The organism is Pseudomonas sp. NFPP24 (assembly GCF_900112095.1).
Lineage (GTDB): Bacteria > Pseudomonadota > Gammaproteobacteria > Pseudomonadales > Pseudomonadaceae > Aquipseudomonas > Aquipseudomonas extremorientalis.
The window spans coordinates 111,919-130,467 of record NZ_FOKD01000009.1; the positions used below are offsets into that span (position 1 = coordinate 111,919).

Sequence of the window (18,549 nt, forward strand, 5' to 3'; positions counted from 1 at the left end):
GCCTGTATTCAGCCGCGTTCCGACGGCACCGACGACAGCTCGAACGGGCTGCTACTGCGCCGCTGGTTGCGGTCTTCACGGGGGGTGGCGCCGAAGAAGTTGCGGTAGGCGCTGGAGAAATGCGGCCCCGAGGAGAAGCCGCACGACAGGCCGATCTGGATGATCGACTTGCTGGTTTGCATGAGCATCTGGCGGGCCTTGTTCAGGCGCAGTTCCAGGTAGTACTGGCTGGGGACGCGGTTGAGGTATTGCTTGAAGATGCGCTCGAGTTGTCGTCGCGACACGCACACGTGCTGGGCAATTTCGTCGGTGGTCAGCGGTTCCTCGATGTTGGCTTCCATCAGCAACACCGCCTGGGTCAGCTTCGGATGGCTGGAGCCCAGGCGGTTCTGCAGCGGGATGCGCTGGCGCTCGCCGCCTTCGCGGATGCGCTCCACCACCAGTTCTTCGGAGACCGCGCCGGCCAGTTCGGCGCCGTGGTCACGGGCCAGCACCGCCAGCAGCAGGTCGAGCACCGACATGCCCCCGCAGGCGGTGAGACGGTCGCGGTCCCAGTCGAACAGATGGCTGGTGGCGATGACCTTGGGGAAACGCTCGGCAAAATCATCCTGCCAACGCCAGTGCACGGCGGCGCGGTAGCCGTCGAGCAGGCCGAGCTGGGCAAGCGGATAGACACCGGCCGACAGACCACCGATCACACACCCGGCCCGCACCAACTGCTTGAGCGCCGTGCTCAGTTGCGAGGCAATGACGGTGGGTGGTTCATCCGCCAGCAGGAACAGCTTCTGGAAACCTTCGAGCTTGCCAGCCCACGGCTCGCCCGGCAGTTGCCAGGCATTGCCAGTGGGAGGTTCGGCCTGCAGGAACGACAGCTCGTAGACCACCTCCGGATGCACCCGCTGGGCAACGCGCAAGGCCTCCTCAGCCAGCGCAAGCGTCAGGGCTTTTGTGCTGGGCCAAATCAGGAAACCAATTTTGTGGGCGGTCATGGGAGTGCTATCCGAAGCCAGTAACAGTAATGAAGACAAGGGCCAATGCTAGCCCGTAATCGAGTACAAATCTCAAAAACGATGCATATCCAATGTGAGAGGGGGCTTGCCCCCGATGGCGGTGTGTCAGATAAACACGTCTAACTGATATACCGCTATCGGGGGCAAGCCCCCTCCCACAGGGGTTACCTATTCACAGGAGGTCATTATTTCAGGCTGCCGGACAGGAACTGTTGAAGGCGCTCGGACTGCGGGTTCACCAGCACTTCCCGCGGGTTGCCACGCTCTTCGACGATGCCTTTGTGCAAGAACACCAACTGGTTCGACACCTCACGGGCAAAGCCCATTTCGTGGGTCACCACCACCATGGTGCGGCCTTCCTGGGCCAGGTCCTGCATCACCTTGAGCACTTCACCGACCAGTTCCGGGTCCAGCGCCGAGGTGGGTTCGTCGAACAGCATCACCTCCGGCTCCATCGCCAGGGCGCGGGCGATGGCCACGCGTTGCTGCTCGCCGCCGGACATGTGGCCGGGGAACGCATCCTTGCGATGGCCCACGCCGACCTTGGCCAGGTAGTGTTCGGCTTTTTCACGGGCGTCTTTCTTCGACATGCCCAGCACGTGCACCGGCGCTTCCATCACGTTTTCAAGCGCGGTCATGTGCGACCACAGGTTGAAATGCTGGAACACCATGGACAGGCGCGAACGCATGCGCTGCAACTGTTTAGGATCGGCAGCCTTCATGGCGCCGTCCTTGTTGGCCACCAGCTTCAACTCTTCGTTGTTGAGCAGGATCTTGCCGGCGTGGGGTTGCTCCAGCAGGTTGATGCAGCGCAAAAAAGTACTTTTGCCCGAACCACTGGAACCGATGATGCTGATCACATCACCGGCCGCAGCGGCCAGGGACACTCCTTTGAGCACTTCATGACTGCCATAGCGTTTATGCAGGTCTTGGACTTCAAGTTTGTACATGCGGTCGGTTCTCACAAAAACAGGTGGTCAGTCGTTGAGCAAGCGCCCGTGACGCAGCGCTTCGCGCCCCGCCACCTTGGCCAGCCAGAAACCCGCTTGGGCATAACGTAGCCGTTCAACGGCAAACAGCACCCCCGAGGTGCCCGCGCAGATCGTGCTGACGCGGTCTTCCAGGGGGTCAATCACTTCAAAAATCGGCTCGCCTTTTTCGACCACATCACCGGCTTTACGCAGGTAACTGATCACCCCGGCATGGGGCGCGAACAACAATTCGGTGCCTTCAAACGGCAGGCCTTCACAGGGCTCGAACTGTGGCGCGGGCCACTCCCCCTTGATCAAGCCCTGCTCAGCGAGGAACGCGAGAATACCTTCGGCGTGAAAGATCGCCTCGTCACGCCCGGTATCAGCCTGACCGCCCAGCTCCAGCGTAGTCGCCAGGCAGGCCAACGGGATTTGCGACTCAGGAAACGCCTGAGACAAACGCAACCACGGCAGCGAACAGGCCTCATCGAACGAACTGCCGCCGGAGTCTTCCGCCAGCAGGCCGACCTTCACATTCAAATGCGCCGACAGCGAACGCCACTGCGGCCAGTGCTGCGGCAGTGCATACATGTGCAGTGCGGCTTCGGCATCGCAATGCAGATCCAGCACCACATCAGCGGTGCAGGCGTGGCTCAGCAAGATGCGCTGCATGCCTTGCAACTGGCTGCTTGGCTCGGGCAACGCGCGGAGTACATCGCTCATCGCTTGACGGATCAAACGTACATTGGCGTGGGGGTCATCACCCAGCTTGCCTTCGAGCAACGCGGCAACCGGCTCGCTCAACTCGACAAAATCACGGTTGAAGTTCTTGCCACTGCCCACCTCGAAACGCCCCTGGTGGCTGCCTTGCAGCAGTTGGCCCAGGCCCATCGGGTTGGCGACTGGCACCAGCTCGATCACGCCATTGAGCGCACCTTGCTGTTCCAGTTCGACGAGGCGCTTTTTCAGCTCCCACGCGGCGCGCATGCCGGGCAATTCGTCGGCGTGCAGGCTGGCCTGGATATAGGCCTTGCGCTCGCCCTTGCCGAAACGGAACACGCTCAGTTGGCGCTCGCAGCCCAGGTGACCCCAGGGCAACCGGTGATCGATACGTTGCATATCAGTGCTTCCGTGGCGCCAGGTAGCTCAGCCAGCGGCGCTCGGCCAACTTGAACAGGCGCACCAGGATGAAGGTCAGGCACAGGTAGAACACGCCTGCGGTGATATAGGCCTCGAACGGCAAGTAGAACTGCGCGTTCACCGTGCGCGCTGCGCCGGTGATGTCGATCAGGGTGACGATGGAGGCCAGGCTGGTGGTCTGCAGCATCATGATCACTTCATTGCTGTACTGCGGCAGCGCACGGCGCAGGGCCGACGGCAGCAGGATGCGGCGGTACAGCTTGTAGCGCGACATGCCCATGGCCTTGGCCGCTTCGATTTCGCCATTGGGCGTGGCCTTGAGGCTGCCGGCAATGATCTCGGCGGTGTAGGCGCTGGTGTTGATGGCGAAGGCCAGGCACGCGCAGAAGGTGGCGCTGGACAGCAGCGGCCACAGGAAGCTTTCGCGCACGGCGTCAAACTGGGCCAGGCCGTAGTAGATCAAGAACAGCTGCACCAGCATCGGCGTGCCGCGGATCACATAGGTATAGAGCCACGCCGCGCCGTTGACGATCGGCTGCTTGGACACGCGCATCAGGCCCAGGGGCACGGCGGCGAGCAGGCCGAAGAACAGCGAGATGGCGAGCAGTTTGAGGGTGGTCACCAGGCCGCCGAGGTACAGCGGCATGGCCTCCCAGATGACGTTGTAGTCGAAGATCATAGATCAGCCGCCCTTACGCCTACCGAGTAGCGCTTCTCAAGATGACGCAGGGCCAGCAACGACACGCTGGTGATCACCAGGTACATCGCCGCCACCGCGAGGAAGAAGGTAAAAGGCTCGCGGGTGGCGTCTGCCGCCTGCTTGGCCTTGAACATCATGTCTTGCAGGCCCACCACCGAAATCAGCGCAGTGGCCTTGGTGAGAACCAGCCAGTTGTTGGTAAACCCGGGGATTGCCAGCCGGATCATCTGCGGCACCATCACCCGGAAGAACACCTGGAAGCTACTCATGCCATACGCCAGGCCGGCCTCGGCCTGGCCCTTGGGAATGGCCATGAAGGCGCCACGGAAGGTTTCCGACAGGTAGGCGCCAAAGATGAAACCCAGGGTGCCGATACCGGCGGCCAAGGGGTTCAAGTCGATATAGTCGTCGTAGCCCAGCATCGGCGCGACGCGGTTGAGCAGGTCCTGACCGCCGTAGAAAATCAGCAGGATCAGCACCAGGTCGGGGATCCCGCGGATCACCGTGGAGTACAAGTCACCCAGCCAAGCCAACCAGCGCACCGGCGACAGGCGTAACGCGACCCCGATCAGACCCAGAACAATGGCCAGGGCCATGGACGACAAGGCGAGCTGAAGCGTCAACCATGCGCCATCGAGGATGACGGCCCCGTAGCCTTTCAACATGATTCAGGTCCTCGAAAAGGGGGATGAAAAAATGGCGCAAACCGCAGGAATTCTGTTGCTTGCGCCATTTGGGACAGACCGCTGCGACGAGTTACTTGGCGTCAGCGCCGTAGATATCGAAGTCGAAGTACTTGTCCTGGATTTTCTTGTACTCACCGTTGGCACGGATCGCGGCAATAGCTGCGTTGATGCGGTCCAGGTTTTCCTTGTCGCCCTTGCGTACCGCGATACCGACGCCGTCGCCGAAGTACTTGACGTCGGTGAACGCCGGGCCCACGAACGCGTAGCCTTTGCCAGCAGGGGTTTTCAGGAAACCGTCCTGCAGCAGGGTAGCGTCAGCCACGGTGCCATCGAGGCGACCGGCTTCCACGTCCAGGTAGATTTCGTTCTGCGAGCTGTAAGGCACCACGGTGGCGCCTTTCGGAGCCAGGACTTCCTTGGCGAAACGATCGTGGATCGAACCGCGCTGCACACCGATTTTCTTGCCCTTCAATTCATCCAGGCTGTCGCTGACGGTAGTGCCTTCCTTCAACACCAGGCGCGCCGGGGTCAGGTAGTAGCGGGTGGTGAAGTCCACGGACTTCTTGCGGTCCTCAGTGATGGACATGGACGACAGGATCGCGTCGATCTTGCGCACTTTCAGCGCCGGGATCAGGCCGTCGAACTCCTGCTCGACCCAGGTGCACTTGACCTTCATCTCTGCGCACAGGGCGTTGCCGATGTCGTAGTCAAAACCGACGATGCTGCCATCCGGCGCCTTCGAGGCAAACGGAGGGTAAGCCGCTTCGATACCAATCTTCAGGGGCTTTTCATCAGCGAAAGCCTGCATGGACAGCACGGACAGCGCCAGGGCGCCCAACAGCACGAGTTTCTTCATCTTGGGACTCCATCGGTATAGGGCAAAACAGCAGTATGAGCCATGGCCCACGATGCGGCGTAAGGGAAACCGAATAGCGGTGCTGCGTCTTACACCGATTCAACACCGGAGACGACGAGCGAGTGATCGGCATTCTAACGACAGGCTGGAAGCCGATATTTCCTCAATGCGACAACAATTTACAGAAGCACCGAGAAAGCGGTTCCAGCTCATTGACAGCCTCTGGATTTTATGCAGAGACAAAAGACATTAAACCTGTAGACGCTGCAAATTGCGGGCCTATTATTCGCAAACCCTTCTGGCACGGCAAGTCTGGCGTTTAATCTTATTTCCAGGGGTGTCTGGAATGGGGTTTTTCGGGGCAGAGGCGTAGCGCATTGCCTCAGGTTTGGGCGCGAGGTTACACATTCAGGGCTCGCGGTAACATTCAGAAACGCCCTACACGAAAAACCGATATTTATTGATCTGCCGCAGATCCCATGTGGGAGGGGGCTTGCCCCCTCCCACATTTGAGCTCCATTGGTTTCAAGATCCCACAAAAAAACCCCACCCGGCTTACACCGGGTGGGGCTTTATCCGACTATCCCGCCTTACGCGACGTTCATGGTCTTGTGCGTTTCGATCAAATGCGCCACCACACCCGGGTCCGCCAGCGTGGAGATATCCCCCAACCCGTCGTACTCAGCCGTGGCAATCTTGCGCAGGATGCGCCGCATGATTTTCCCCGAACGGGTCTTCGGCAAGCCCGGCGCCCACTGGATCACGTCCGGCGAAGCAATCGGCCCGATTTCCTTGCGCACCCAGTTTTTCAGCTCCAGGCGCAGCGCTTCGTTCGGTTCTTCACCATTTTTGAGGGTGACATACACATAGATGCCCTGCCCCTTGATGTCGTGCGGCACACCCACCACCGCCGCTTCGGCGACTTTGGGGTGAGCAACCATGGCACTTTCGATCTCGGCAGTGCCCATGCGGTGGCCGGACACGTTCAACACGTCGTCCACACGGCCGGTAATCCAGTAGTAACCGTCCTCGTCACGGCGCGCACCGTCACCGGTGAAGTACATGCCACGGAAGGTCTTGAAATAGGTGTCGACAAAGCGGTCATGGTCGCCGTACAGGGTACGCGCCTGGCCTGGCCACGAATCGAGGATCACCAGGTTGCCTTCGGCCGCGCCTTCGATCAGGTTGCCGAGGTTGTCCACCAATGCCGGCACCACGCCGAAGAACGGCCGTGCCGCCGAACCCGGCTTGAGCGCATGGGCCCCCGGCAGCGGGCTCATCATGTTGCCGCCGGTTTCGGTCTGCCACCAGGTATCAACAATCGGGCAACGCGATTGGCCGACATTCTTGTAGTACCAGTCCCAGGCTTCCGGGTTGATCGGCTCGCCCACCGAACCGAGCAGGCGCAGGCTGCTGCCATCGGCGCCTTCCACGGCAGCGGTGCCGGAGGCCATCATGGCGCGGATCGCGGTTGGGGCGGTGTAGAGGATGTTGACCTTGTGCTTGTCGACGATCTTCGCCACCCGGGTGATGTCCGGGTAGTTCGGCACGCCCTCGAACAGCACGGTGGTCGCGCCGTTGGACAGCGGGCCGTAGACAATATAAGTGTGGCCGGTGACCCAGCCGACGTCGGCGGTGCACCAGTAGATTTCGCCCGGGCGGTAGTCGAACACGCGCTCGTGGGTCAGGCCGGCGTACAACAGGTAGCCGCCGGTGGTGTGCTGCACGCCCTTGGGCTTGCCGGTGGAACCGGAGGTGTAGAGGATGAACAGCGCTTCTTCGGCGCCCATCTCTTTGGGCGCACACACGGTGCCCGCCACTTTCATCAGGTCTTCGTACCAGATATCGCGATGCTGGTTCCACTTAATCTGGCCGTTGGTGCGCTTGCACACGATGACCTTCTGGATGCTGCTGGTTTCCGGGTTGGTCAGGGCGTCGTCGACGTTGGCCTTCAGCGGAATCTTCTTACCGGCACGGATGCCCTCGTCAGCAGTGATCACCACCTTCGACTTACAGTCGATGATGCGACCGGCCAGGGCCTCCGGCGAGAAACCGCCAAACACCACGGAGTGAATCGCACCGATGCGGGTACAGGCCAGCATGGCCACCACGGCTTCGGGGATCATCGGCATATAGATAGTCACCACGTCGCCACGGTGCACATCCTGGCCACGCAGGGCGTTGGCGAACTTGCAGACTTCTTCGTGCAGCTCGCGGTAAGTGATGTTGCGGCTCTCGGCAGGGTCGTCGCCCTCCCAGATGATCGCGATCTGGTCGCCACGCTCGGCGAGGTGACGGTCCAGGCAGTTGTAGGAAACGTTCAGGGTGCCATCGGCGAACCACTTGATGTCGACGTGGTGATCGTCGAAAGAGGTCTGCTTCACCGTGGTGAAAGGCTTGATCCAGTCAAGACGCTTGGCTTGCTCGCGCCAGAAGCCATCGGGGTTGACCACCGACTGCTGGTACATGGCCTTGTAGGTCGCCTCGTCGGTCAGCGTGTTGGCTGCTACTTCGGGGCGAACGGGGTACAGGGAAGCCGCACTCATCTTTCTTACCTCGGTGACATAGTTGTTTTTGTATGGCCCTGTTGTAGCCGGGGCAGCCCTATAGAACCATTCGACGATGGTAGTAACAAGCCCCTACAAATTGCCCTGATATCTTCGTTTGCGGCTCTGGCCCGCGGGCTGTGGCGCTTTGCGGCGTTGTGAAAAAAGCTTTACCACCGGATTGTTACAAAAACCGCCAATAGTGTTTATCAAAAGCACGGGTATATGAATATAACCCGGGAGCCTAAAATCACTTCCGCCAACACGGCACTTTAGTTAAATACAGCAGTGATTAACAACGCAACAGCCCCCACGAAGGCAACGTTAATCCGAACTTCCCAACTCTTGAGTTACACACGTGGCCTCACAAGGGCCCCGTGACCCCTTTCGTCCTGAAGAAGGTAAATAGAGAAATGAAAGCTTTAGTAGTTATGGCCCTCAGCAGCTTGTGCGCCACCGCCGCCCTGGCCGACGAAGCCCCGACTGACGTAGCTGGCAGCAACCCTCCGATCGTTGAAGACTACACTTACAGCACCCATCTGGACGTGGCAAAAGTACTGTCCATGAGCAGTATTCCGGAAGTGTGCGAAGTTGTACCGGTGAAGATGGAATATGAAGACTCGCAGGGTCAGCGGCATATTCTTAATTACCACGTGATGGGCAATGGTTGTTCTAACGGCTAATCACTTGGTTAGTTTGAACGTATTCGCCGCAAGAAATCGTTCTTGCGGCAAAGCACCGACCCCGCCCAAATGTGGGAGGGGGCTTGCCCCCGATAGCGCTAGCTGCCACACCGCACCTATAAAAGCCTGACGCACCACGCCGCTCCTCCCCTCACAAAAAACATCCCACCGCCCGTCAAAAAAATCCAACCCCAGCAAAGCCTTATAAACCCGCACTCTGGCCGAAAAACACGTCATTCTGGCCGGTCTCCGTGACCATCCGCCTCAACACAAACCGGTTTTTTTCCCCTACAATGCGCGGGTAAATCGGGCCTGCAATATCCCTTTACACAGGGATGAAGAGCCAGACCTGAGGCATCCCGCAGGAGCAAGCAACCACCGCTCCGCACCTCAAGCCTCACGCAGAGCACCCGTAAGCCTATTCCGTTTAATGCGTGCGCTAGCTGCAACAAACGATTCCTTAAGATCCACCGCGGCCTCAGGGCCGTGTGAACACCCAACCATCCGGTTTCACACGGGCACCTTTGAGCCCTCACGCAGGAGACGACACGTCATGCTGAGCTGGGACGAATTCGACAAAGAAGAAGAAGGCGAAGTAGCCACCAAAGGCGCCAACGCCGGCCACGCCACCGAAGCCAACATGGACCGCCTCGACGGTGCCGGCGCTGCCGCGGCCATCGAAGCCCGCGCCGTCACCGCCAGTGACTCCGCCGCCATCGTCCGCGCCAAGGCCGCCCTCGACAAACTCGACGTCGCCGAAGGCCTCGCTGAACTCGAAGGCGCCTCCGCCCGCGTCGCCGTCGACGAAAAGCGCATGATCAACTGCCGCGCCGACCTCAACCAACTCGTGCCGTTCAAGTACGACTGGGCCTGGCAGAAGTACCTCGACGGCTGCGCCAACCACTGGATGCCGCAAGAGGTCAACATGACCGCCGACATCGCCCTGTGGAAAAACCCCGAAGGCCTGACCGACGACGAACGCCGCATCGTCATGCGCAACCTAGGCTTCTTCTCCACCGCCGACTCCCTGGTCGCCAACAACCTGGTGCTGGCCGTGTACCGCCTGATCACCAACCCGGAGTGCCGCCAGTACATCCTGCGCCAGGCCTTCGAAGAAGCGATCCACACCCACGCCTATCAGTACTGCATCGAATCGTTGGCCATGGATGAAGGCGAAATCTTCAACATGTACCACGAGATCCCATCGGTCGCCAAAAAGGCCGCCTGGGGCCTGAAGTACACCCGCTCGATCTCCGATCCGAAGTTCGAAACCGGCACCGTCGAAACCGACAAAGAGCTGCTGCGCAACCTGGTCGCTTACTACTGCGTCCTGGAAGGCATCTTCTTCTATTGCGGCTTCACCCAGATCCTGTCCATGGGCCGTCGCAACAAAATGACCGGTGTGGCCGAGCAGTTCCAGTACATCCTGCGCGACGAGTCGATGCACCTGAACTTCGGTATCGACGTGATCAACCAGATCAAAATCGAAAACCCACACCTGTGGGATGCCGAGATGAAGGAAGAAGCGACCCAGATGATCCTGCAAGGGACGCAGCTGGAGATCGAATACGCGCGCGACACCATGCCGCGTGGGGTGTTGGGCATGAATGCGGCGATGATGGAGGATTACCTCAAGTTCATCGCTAACCGTCGTCTGTCGCAGATTGGGTTGAAGGAAGAGTATCCAGGGACGACGAATCCGTTCCCGTGGATGAGCGAGATTATGGACTTGAAGAAAGAGAAGAACTTCTTCGAGACCCGTGTGATCGAATACCAGACTGGCGGCGCGCTGAGCTGGGATTGATTCCTGAGCCAAGCAACCCCATGAAGCCCTGACGTGTTCAGGGCTTTTTTGTGCGCGGTGAATTGCCACTTTTTGAAGCACATCAGGCTGACCTCCTCGCCCCGAAGGGTTCGGATCGCATCACCAATGCTGTAGCCTTGTGCCCCAATTGCCATCAGTGTTGTCACCGGTCGAGTGACCGGGACGTCTTCAACGAGGGGCTTTACGCCAGGGTCGGAAGATTGGCACGGGAGTAGACTCCCGCTGTCACACCTGATGCACACTCAAAAAATACCCGATAGGACCGAGGCCAACCCGTGAACCCAGACATGCTCGAAGCCGGCCCCGCTGACGCCAAAGTACTTTCCGTCTTTGACTTCGACGGCACCCTGACCCACCACGACAGTTTCGTGCCCTTCCTCAAGTTTGCCTTTGGCCCCGGTGAGTTCTACGGCCGGATGGTCAAGCTGGCGGTGCCGGGGCTGCGCTTTCTGGTGCGGCAGATCAGCCGGGATGAGTTGAAGGCGCAGTTGATCCGCACCTTTATGACCGGGGTGGAGAAGGCGTGGGTGCAGCAGAAGGCCGAGGAGTATTGCCAGAAGACCTGGGCGCGGCTGATGCGGCCGACAGGGGTGTTATCGGTGGAGCAGGAGTTGGGCTCCGGGGCGGAGGTCACGCTGTGTTCGGCGTCGCCGGCATTGGTGTTGCAGCCGTTTGCCAATCGGCTGGGGATCAAGTTGATCGGTACGGAGCTTGAGGTGGTCGACGGGGTGTTGACTGGCAAGCTCACCGGGAATAACTGCCGGTGTGAGAACAAGGTGTTGCGGCTTGAGGCGGTGTACGGGGATTTGGGCGAGTATCGGCTGCGGGCCTGGGGCGATACGCGTGGGGATCGGGAGTTGCTGGCGGCGGCGCAGGATGCGCATTTTCGGCATTTTCATGCGAAGAAGAAGCGGGCTCGGTTGCAGCGGTGATGCGGGTGGGTGGGGTTGGCGGGTAGACCGTGGGTCGCGCACTAGCATGGGGTGCCAGTGCGCGGATGGCCCATTCCGATCAATCGTCCCCGCTACCCAATTCTTGATCTTCAAATGCGGATCGCACCGCTTCCACAACCCGTTCGGCTAGGTGAATCACTTCCAGCTGCGGATAAGCTTTCTTCAATTTCCCCGATACCTGCCAGCCATTTTCCTTTAACGAGCGAATGACTCGGTTTGCGTCCTGGTCAGGCATTTCCAGCACTTCTTTTAGCCGTTCCTGGGCGCGCTGAAAGATGACCAACACACGCGCTTCATCAGCCATCTCTATACGAACCGTGTGCGCCACTACCTGTGCCGTATACAAGACTTGGTCGGTCAAGTCTGGGTAGCGCCACGCGAATTGCGCATCGTCGTAGTCATCGAAGACCAGATTGCTGCGGGTTCCGTCCTCGTAGACTACAAGTTCTCCAAATCGATAGGAGCCAGCGTAGCGTTGCATGAATGGCCGCGAAAATGCCTCCAGCGTACGATCGTAACGTGCCCGGAAATCAATCGAACTTGTGATTGTGGCCGACACTGGCAAGATTACGCCTTCAGGCACCGCCTTATCACGGATCAAGGTATCGTTGATCAGAAAGCGATGGATCCGACCATTGCCGTCTCGCATAGGGTGGATATAGACAAAAGCGAAAGCGATTACAGCGGTCCGGGCCAGCGGCTCAGCGCCCCGTGTTGCCAACTCGAATGCTTTCAAGCCGTCGAGCAATTGCATTAGCACCTCAAATGGCGGCGCAATGTAATGCACGATGTCCTCGCGCATAGTGGCCTGCCCCACGAAGACCGGTGAGTGCCGTAAGCCCAGCCCTAGCGCCTCTTCCCCCAAAATACCGGCTTGCAAGGTGTGCAGGCTTTCATTACTCAACGGATTCTCGATGTGACCACAGTACTTGGCGATCACGTGGGCAAACCGCTGGATCCTGTCGGCTTTGTCTGCCTCTCTCTCGATCAAAAAGCTGGCACGCGACTCCTTGAACGTCAGCCAACTCGCCGTGCGCATCAGGATATCAGCGCCAAAGGTCTGGTTCAGCTCCCCCAGTGCTGCGCCCAGATCAAACTGCAACGCTTCTTGCACGGCTTCGGTGCGACGGATCAAGGGAGAGAACGCAGGTACGCCGGGAAGATTATCGTTGATGCGCCAACGCCTTATACGCAAAGGCTCAACTCGGGTCAGGTAATGCTGTGATGAAACAGCATCGACATAGCCGCCATTGGTAACATCTGGTACATCAAGGTGCAGTCCGGTTAACCACTCGTACAGGAATCCGGTGCGGCGGGCATATTGACCAAAAGGCGTTTGCCGGCACCAGGCTTCGACGGGCTCAGGGCCGGCTGCAGCAAATAGGCGAGCGAAGAATTCGAGGTGAATTTCTTCGTACTTGAGCCCGAACTCGAAATGCCCAGCGAAGTCGTCCGAGGGTTGGTAGCTGAGTGGATACTTACGCTCGACATGTCCATTGCTCTCGTGGCTCATGCGAGTCGTACCGATTGCCGATTCGACGCGCAGTGGCTGTGCCAGCGAGATACGGTAGCGGTCAGCGAGCGCCTTGAAGCCTACCTGCATGGTCGAATCCCCTAACGAACGATAAAAAACGATAACTATTGGGGGATAGTAGGCGAAAACGATAATTTTGCGAGTACGAAAACGCTAACGCGCTCTAAAATTTGCTAACAAATCAGCCATTTCATTTGAGAACGATAACAACCTAAAGGGCAGCCATCCGAGTTGAGGGGCCGGCAGGAGACCGAGGCGATCCCTTCGCAGCCTCGCTGGGGCTCGACAGCTCCCACAGTTGATCGCTGTCGCTCGGAGGGACGGTGTTCGGCTTGAGTGTTATGCCGTGGCTTTAAGGTCTACGCCCAAGGCTGTGGCGAAGGCTTTTACCATCGGGCTGCGTGGGGCGTTGTGGCGCAGGATCAGGTTGAAGGCCGTGCTCAGGTGAACTTGCTCAGGGCACAATGCCCGTAGGCGCCCTTCTCTTACCAAGGGCGTGGCGTAGTGTTCGGGCAAGAAGCCGAGGAAACGGCCAGTAAGGATCAGGATCGCGACGGCTTCGACTTGTGAGGCCGACGCGGACTGGCTGTCATAGTTGACGAAGTTGGCCTTGTCGCGATGAATCGCATAGCGATGGTTGACCACTTCGTATTGGCGCAGCACTTCCGGTGTGATTTCACTCGCGTTGAACAGTGGATGTCCTACGGCACAGTAGGCGTGGGCCTTTTCCTCATACAGCGGGAAATAGTCGAATTCTTCACGGCGCTGGTACACCGGCACGATGCCGACGATCAAGCGCCCTTCCACCACGCCGCGTTCAACTTCGTCCAATTGTGAGGCATGCAGGCGCAATCTAATCTTTGGCGATTCGCTATGTAATTTCCCCAACGCGGCAATGAGCGGGGAATTAACGTCGGACGCCGTGTTATCAATAACCCCCACACTAAGGTCACCAATAAGCTCGTTCTGCGCCGAACTAAGCTTGTCGCGAAAACTGTCCACCGAGGTAAATAACTCGATGGACGCCTGATACACCAACTTGCCTTCTTCGGTCAGCCCAAACCCTTCGCGACCCCGGGTGCACAGGCGCATGCCGATGCGAATCTCAAGGTCGGAGATCTGTTTGCTGATCGCCGCCAGGCCCACGTTCAGCTCGTTTTGCGCGGCACTGAAGCCGCCGGCTTCGACCACGGCCATGAACACGCGCAGCAGTTTGAAGTCCAGCCCGCTCAACTGCAGGGGCGGTCTTGTGCCGGGTTTGGGTAGCAGGTTTCCAGAAGTGGAAAGTGGGGTTTCCATAATACGCGTTGACCTCAAGTGCCATATTCAACAGGCTTCAACCCAATCCTTGAACATAGCCAGGCGGCGATAATGAACATAAACATCCGCCCTTGGCAACCTTGAATACGGCGCGTCAGACGCTGGTTCAGTCTAGTTGAAAACTTATTTTTACTGCCTCCGACTCTTCTAAAAACAAGCGTGAGGAACAACCATGTCCCAGCCCACCGACCGCCTTTGGGGCGCTCGTTTCAAGACCGGCCCGTCTGCTGCATTGGCCGCGTTGTCGCGTTGCCCTGAGCGCTATTTCCGCCTGACACCCTACGACCTGGCCGGCTCCCGTGCCCATGCCCGTGAATTACAGCGCGCCGGTTTGCTGGATGAGTCGGAGACCCTGCGCACCCTCGACGCGCTGGACGGTATTGGCGCAGATTTCGCCGCCGGCACGCTGCATCCGACCCTGGATGACGAGGACGTGCACACCTTCATCGAACGCGTATTGACCGAGCGCCTTGGTGCCCTGGGCGGAAAATTGCGCGCCGGGCGTTCGCGTAACGATCAGACCGCCAACGATTTGCGCCTTTTCCTACGGGACCATGCGCGCACCATCACCACTGAAGTACTGGGTTTGCAGCAGGCGCTGGTGGATCAGGCCGAGCAGCATATCGAGAGCATTTGCCCCGGCTTCACCCACTTGCAGCAGGCGCAGCCGATTGTGTTCGCCCACCACTTGCTGGCCCATGCCCAATCGATGTTGCGGGATGTACAGCGTTTGGTGGATTGGGATGCACGCACGGCTTTGTCGCCTTTAGGCGCAGCCGCAATGGCAGGTTCTGCGATTGCCCGTCAGCCAGAACATTCCGCTAAGGAAATGGGCTACACCGGGCCGTGCGAAAACTCCATCGACGCCGTCGCCAGCCGTGACCATGTAGCGGAGTTCCTGTTTGTGGCGGGCATGCTCGGGGTGAATATTTCGCGCCTGTCCGAAGAGTTTTGCCTGTGGTCCTCGCGGCAATTTCGCTGGGTGGTGCTGGACGATGCCTACGCTACCGGCAGCTCGATCATGCCGCAGAAAAAGAACCCGGATATTGCCGAATTGGCGCGGGGCAAGGCTGGGCGCTTGATTGGCAACCTGACCGGCTTGATGTCGACGCTCAAGTCATTGCCGCTGTCGTACAACCGCGATTTGAGTGAAGACAAGCACAGCGTGTTGGACAGCGTGGATACATTGCTGCTGGTGTTGCCGGCGATGGCCGGAATGGTTGCGACCATGAAGGTGCAGGTACAAGAGCTGCGGCGTCAGGCGCCGATGGGCTTCACCTTGGCGACTGAGGTGGCGGATTGGTTGGCCACCCGTGGTGTGCCGTTTAAAGAGGCCCACGAGATCACCGGCGCGTTGGTGCAGGCCTGTGAGAAGCATGAGATTGAGTTGTGGGAAGCCTCGCCGGCGATGTTAGCGGAGGTGGATGCACGACTCACACCAGAAGTGCGCGACTGCCTGACCCTGGAAGCGGCGATTGCGGCGCGCAGTGGGTGGGGTGGAACAGCGCCGGAGCGGGTTCGGGAGCAGATTGGGCGGTTGAAGTCCGCATTAGCGGCTCAACAGCAGTGGGCAGAGAGTTATCAGGGGTTCCGGATTTAAATCTGCGGTGTTTGGGCTGGCGTCTTCGCAGGCAAGCCAGCTCCCACATTTGGACCGCGTACAGTAGTTAGAGCGTTGTAAGTTTTGGAGATTCACCATGAACCAAACCCCGGCCGAGCGCTTGGCAGCCGAGCGCAAGTTGTCCGAGAACCAGTTCGATATCACGCAGTACGAACACGTGCCGCGTCGTTATTACGGGCGGATGTTCTTTGCCACGTTGATCGTGATCGTGTTGGCTGCATTGCTGCGTGCCTTCGCCAACGGCCAGATCGAATGGTCCTACATCGGGCAGTTCCTCACGTCTGAGGCCATCCTCTGGGGCCTGGTCAACACCATCGTCATGTCGATCCTGGCCATGGCGCTGGGCGTGGTGATCGGGGTGATCACGGCGATCATGCGCATGTCGGCCAACCCGATCCTGCGCTATGTGGCCATCACCTACACCTGGCTGTTCCGCGGCACGCCGCTGATCCTGCAACTGCTGCTGTGGTTCAACCTGGCGTTGATCTTCCCGGTGATCGCGATTCCCGGTCTGTTCAGCATCGACACCGTCGACCTGATGACGCCGTTCGTGGCTGCCCTGCTCGGCCTGAGTATCAACCAGGGTGCGTACACCGCCGAAGTGGTGCGCGCCGGTTTGCTCTCGGTCGACACCGGCCAGTACGAAGCCGCCAAGTCCATCGGCATGCCGAGCCTACAAGCACTGCGTAGGATCATTCTGCCGCAGGCCATGCGGGTGATCATTCCGCCTGTAGGCAACGAGTTCATCAGCATGGTGAAAATGACCAGCCTGGCCAGCGTGATCCAGTATTCGGAACTGCTGCACAACGCGCAAAACATCTATTACGCCAACGCCCGGGTCATGGAACTGCTGATTGTGGCCGGCATCTGGTACCTGGCGGTGGTGACTGTTCTTTCATTTGGCCAAAGCCGCCTCGAGCGCCGCTTTGCCCGCGGCGCCGGCAAGCGTTCGTAAGTCTGGGTTGAGGAGAATTGCCCCATGAGAAGCATCGTCAAGGCCGTCAACCTGAACAAGTACTACGACCAGTATCACGCGCTGCGCGACATCAATATCGAGGTCGAGCAAGGCGAAGTGATGTGCATCATCGGCCCGTCCGGCTCGGGTAAAAGCACCCTGCTGCGCTGCGTCAACCAGTTGGAAAAAATCGACAAGGGCGGCCTGTGGGTCGACGGCGAACTGGTGGGTTACCGCGTGGTCGGCAACAAGCTGCATGAGATGAATGAATCGCAGATTGCCCGCCAGCGCCTGGCCACCGGCATGGTGTTCCAGCGTTTCAATTTGTTCCCGCACATGACCGTGCTGCAAAACATCATCGAAGGCCCGTGCCAGGTACTCAAGCGTTCGCCCAAGGAAGCCACCGAGGACGCCCTGGAGTTGCTGGCCCGCGTCGGCCTGGCGGACAAACGCAATGCCTATCCGGTGGAGTTGTCCGGCGGGCAACAACAGCGTGTGGCGATCGCCCGTGCGCTGGCGATGCGCCCCAAGCTGATGCTGTTTGACGAACCGACGTCAGCCCTCGACCCGGAGCTGGTAGGAGAAGTGCTGTCGGTGATGCGCGACCTGGCCACCACTGGCATGACCATGATCGTGGTCACCCATGAGTTGGGCTTCGCCCGCGAGGTCTCCAACCGCATGGTGTTTATGGATGCCGGCCAGATTGTGGAAGCCGGCAGCCCCGAAGAAATTCTAATAAGCCCACAAAACCCGCGTACCCAAAGCTTTATTTCTGCCGTTCGCACTTAACTAAAAAACAAACGAGAACGCCTCCATGAAGAAAATAGTTATCCCCACGTTGCTCGCAGGCCTGATGGCCTCTTCCGTTGTTTTCGCGGCATTGCCGGCGGCAATCAAGGACAAGGGTGAGATCAGCGCGGCCATCGTGCCGAACTACCCGCCGATGGACTTCAAGGACCCGGCCACCAACAAGATCACCGGCCTGGATTTCGACCTGGGCAACGCCCTCGCCGAGCGCCTGGGCGTGAAGATCAAGTGGCAGGAAACCGGCTTCGAGCAGATGCTCAGCGGCCTGACCACCAAGCGCGTGGACATCGTGTTGTCGGGCATGAGCGACACCGCCGAACGCCAGAAGGCCGTGACCTTCATCGACTACTTCACCAGCGGCCCGCAGTTCTACACCCTGGCCAAGCGCGAAGACCTCAAGGAATTGACTGACCTGTGCGGTAAAAAAGTCGGCACCAGCCGCCGTACCACCTGGCCGTCGGAAATTGCCGCGTGGAGCAAGGAAAACTGCGAAGCGGCGGGTAAGCCGGCGATCGTGGTGATCGGCACTGAGGGCTCGGCGGATGCACGGGCGCAGTTGCAACAGAACCGCCTGGACGCGGCGATGCAGGGCAGCGAGACCATTCCTTATCTGATGTCGCTGGATAAAGGCAAGTACAAGCCGGTGGGCCTGGCGATTTCCAAGCAGTTCACCGGGCTTGGGATTGAGAAGAGCAACACAGAATTGGTCACGGCGATCAGTGAAGCGTTGCAAGGCATGATCGATGATGGGACCTACGGCAAGATTCTGAAGAAGTGGGACCTGGAGCAAGGTGCGGTCGAGAAGATCACCATCAACTCCGGCCAATAACTCGATCTGAACAATGTGGGAGGGGGCTTGCTCCCGAGAGCGGTCTATCAGCCAAGCATCTGGTGACTGAGCCACCGCCATCGGGGGCAAGCCCCCTCCCACCCTGGATTTTC

At 59.2% G+C, this 18,549-nt stretch carries 16 protein-coding genes; 7 read left to right on the forward strand and 9 right to left on the reverse strand.

Translation table 11 applies throughout. The annotated features are described in order from the left end of the window. Positions 1–8 precede the first annotated feature (8 nt). The 7 genes from BM026_RS20100 to acs form a co-directional block, all read right to left on the reverse strand. Positions 9–989, reverse strand: a complete 981-nt coding sequence (locus tag BM026_RS20100; protein WP_092242435.1) for a GlxA family transcriptional regulator — start codon at positions 987–989, stop codon at positions 9–11. Between the two features lie 206 nt (positions 990–1,195). Then, complete coding sequence (locus tag BM026_RS20105) at positions 1,196–1,960, reverse strand: ABC transporter ATP-binding protein (RefSeq protein ID WP_003214336.1); 765 nt, start codon at positions 1,958–1,960, stop codon at positions 1,196–1,198. Between the two features lie 27 nt (positions 1,961–1,987). After that, positions 1,988–3,100: a succinylglutamate desuccinylase/aspartoacylase family protein gene (locus BM026_RS20110; RefSeq protein ID WP_093529832.1), complete on the reverse strand. Its 1,113-nt coding sequence runs from the start codon at positions 3,098–3,100 to the stop codon at positions 1,988–1,990. A 1-nt stretch (position 3,101) separates the two neighbouring features. Next, positions 3,102–3,800 (reverse strand): ABC transporter permease, encoded by a 699-nt coding sequence (locus BM026_RS20115; protein ID WP_092242429.1) that lies wholly within the window; start codon positions 3,798–3,800, stop codon positions 3,102–3,104. Next, complete coding sequence (locus BM026_RS20120) at positions 3,797–4,486, reverse strand: ABC transporter permease (RefSeq protein WP_010208305.1); 690 nt, start codon at positions 4,484–4,486, stop codon at positions 3,797–3,799. Before BM026_RS20120 ends, BM026_RS20115 begins: the two co-directional genes overlap by 4 nt. A 91-nt stretch (positions 4,487–4,577) precedes the next feature. Continuing rightward, on the reverse strand, positions 4,578–5,363 hold the full coding sequence (locus BM026_RS20125) for an ABC transporter substrate-binding protein (protein ID WP_092242426.1): 786 nt from the start codon (positions 5,361–5,363) through the stop codon (positions 4,578–4,580). Between the two features lie 590 nt (positions 5,364–5,953). Then, positions 5,954–7,909 (reverse strand): acetate--CoA ligase, encoded by a 1,956-nt coding sequence (acs, locus tag BM026_RS20130; RefSeq protein ID WP_071490555.1) that lies wholly within the window; start codon positions 7,907–7,909, stop codon positions 5,954–5,956. 413 nt (positions 7,910–8,322) lie between these two features. On the opposite strand from acs, the gene BM026_RS20135 reads away from it, so the two are divergent. The 3 genes from BM026_RS20135 to BM026_RS20155 all read left to right on the forward strand — a co-directional run bounded on the left by BM026_RS20135 (position 8,323) and on the right by BM026_RS20155 (position 11,349). Then, complete coding sequence (locus tag BM026_RS20135; RefSeq protein ID WP_092242420.1) at positions 8,323–8,592, forward strand: DUF2790 domain-containing protein; 270 nt, start codon at positions 8,323–8,325, stop codon at positions 8,590–8,592. Positions 8,593–9,145: 553 nt separating this feature from the next. After that, positions 9,146–10,396 (forward strand): ribonucleotide-diphosphate reductase subunit beta, encoded by a 1,251-nt coding sequence (locus BM026_RS20145; protein ID WP_093529834.1) that lies wholly within the window; start codon positions 9,146–9,148, stop codon positions 10,394–10,396. A 308-nt stretch (positions 10,397–10,704) separates the two neighbouring features. After that, a complete protein-coding gene (locus tag BM026_RS20155; RefSeq protein ID WP_033901931.1) occupies positions 10,705–11,349 on the forward strand; it encodes an HAD-IB family hydrolase in 645 nt (214 codons plus the stop codon). Between the two features lie 79 nt (positions 11,350–11,428). Here BM026_RS20155 and BM026_RS20160 read toward each other — a convergent pair whose 3' ends face one another. Both BM026_RS20160 and BM026_RS20165 read right to left on the reverse strand, forming a co-directional pair. Continuing rightward, positions 11,429–12,973 (reverse strand): Fic family protein, encoded by a 1,545-nt coding sequence (locus BM026_RS20160; protein WP_093513951.1) that lies wholly within the window; start codon positions 12,971–12,973, stop codon positions 11,429–11,431. 270 nt (positions 12,974–13,243) lie between these two features. After that, on the reverse strand, positions 13,244–14,203 hold the full coding sequence (locus tag BM026_RS20165) for a LysR family transcriptional regulator (RefSeq protein ID WP_093529836.1): 960 nt from the start codon (positions 14,201–14,203) through the stop codon (positions 13,244–13,246). 193 nt (positions 14,204–14,396) lie between these two features. Here BM026_RS20165 and argH point away from each other — a divergent pair, with 193 nt between their 5' ends. From argH to BM026_RS20185, 4 genes are all read left to right on the forward strand, one after another. Continuing rightward, positions 14,397–15,824 (forward strand): argininosuccinate lyase, encoded by a 1,428-nt coding sequence (gene argH, locus BM026_RS20170; RefSeq protein WP_093529838.1) that lies wholly within the window; start codon positions 14,397–14,399, stop codon positions 15,822–15,824. A gap of 97 nt (positions 15,825–15,921) precedes the next feature. Further along, positions 15,922–16,800, forward strand: coding sequence for an amino acid ABC transporter permease (locus BM026_RS20175; RefSeq protein ID WP_058427255.1), 879 nt, complete (start codon positions 15,922–15,924; stop codon positions 16,798–16,800). A 24-nt stretch (positions 16,801–16,824) separates the two neighbouring features. Then, on the forward strand, positions 16,825–17,589 hold the full coding sequence (locus BM026_RS20180) for an amino acid ABC transporter ATP-binding protein (protein ID WP_016974699.1): 765 nt from the start codon (positions 16,825–16,827) through the stop codon (positions 17,587–17,589). 25 nt (positions 17,590–17,614) lie between these two features. Continuing rightward, the gene (locus tag BM026_RS20185; RefSeq protein ID WP_093529840.1) at positions 17,615–18,436 is read left to right on the forward strand and encodes an ABC transporter substrate-binding protein; all 822 of its coding nucleotides are present in this window, start codon (positions 17,615–17,617) and stop codon (positions 18,434–18,436) included. Positions 18,437–18,549 lie beyond the last annotated feature (113 nt).

What these genes read in the sequence shown, in the direction of transcription:
- BM026_RS20105 (WP_003214336.1), bottom strand. Translation starts at nt 1,960, where the DNA reads ATGTACAAACTTGAAGTCCAAGACCTGCATAAACGCTATGGCAGTCAT.
- BM026_RS20120 (WP_010208305.1), bottom strand. Translation starts at nt 4,486, where the DNA reads ATGTTGAAAGGCTACGGGGCCGTCATCCTCGATGGCGCATGGTTGACG.
- BM026_RS20185 (WP_093529840.1), top strand. Translation starts at nt 17,615, where the DNA reads ATGAAGAAAATAGTTATCCCCACGTTGCTCGCAGGCCTGATGGCCTCT.
- argH (WP_093529838.1), top strand. Translation starts at nt 14,397, where the DNA reads ATGTCCCAGCCCACCGACCGCCTTTGGGGCGCTCGTTTCAAGACCGGC.
- BM026_RS20175 (WP_058427255.1), top strand. Translation starts at nt 15,922, where the DNA reads ATGAACCAAACCCCGGCCGAGCGCTTGGCAGCCGAGCGCAAGTTGTCC.
- BM026_RS20155 (WP_033901931.1), top strand. Translation starts at nt 10,705, where the DNA reads ATGCTCGAAGCCGGCCCCGCTGACGCCAAAGTACTTTCCGTCTTTGAC.
- BM026_RS20160 (WP_093513951.1), bottom strand. Translation starts at nt 12,973, where the DNA reads ATGCAGGTAGGCTTCAAGGCGCTCGCTGACCGCTACCGTATCTCGCTG.
- BM026_RS20115 (WP_092242429.1), bottom strand. Translation starts at nt 3,800, where the DNA reads ATGATCTTCGACTACAACGTCATCTGGGAGGCCATGCCGCTGTACCTC.
- BM026_RS20110 (WP_093529832.1), bottom strand. Translation starts at nt 3,100, where the DNA reads ATGCAACGTATCGATCACCGGTTGCCCTGGGGTCACCTGGGCTGCGAG.
- BM026_RS20180 (WP_016974699.1), top strand. Translation starts at nt 16,825, where the DNA reads ATGAGAAGCATCGTCAAGGCCGTCAACCTGAACAAGTACTACGACCAG.
- BM026_RS20145 (WP_093529834.1), top strand. Translation starts at nt 9,146, where the DNA reads ATGCTGAGCTGGGACGAATTCGACAAAGAAGAAGAAGGCGAAGTAGCC.
- BM026_RS20165 (WP_093529836.1), bottom strand. Translation starts at nt 14,203, where the DNA reads ATGGAAACCCCACTTTCCACTTCTGGAAACCTGCTACCCAAACCCGGC.
- acs (WP_071490555.1), bottom strand. Translation starts at nt 7,909, where the DNA reads ATGAGTGCGGCTTCCCTGTACCCCGTTCGCCCCGAAGTAGCAGCCAAC.
- BM026_RS20125 (WP_092242426.1), bottom strand. Translation starts at nt 5,363, where the DNA reads ATGAAGAAACTCGTGCTGTTGGGCGCCCTGGCGCTGTCCGTGCTGTCC.
- BM026_RS20100 (WP_092242435.1), bottom strand. Translation starts at nt 989, where the DNA reads ATGACCGCCCACAAAATTGGTTTCCTGATTTGGCCCAGCACAAAAGCC.
- BM026_RS20135 (WP_092242420.1), top strand. Translation starts at nt 8,323, where the DNA reads ATGAAAGCTTTAGTAGTTATGGCCCTCAGCAGCTTGTGCGCCACCGCC.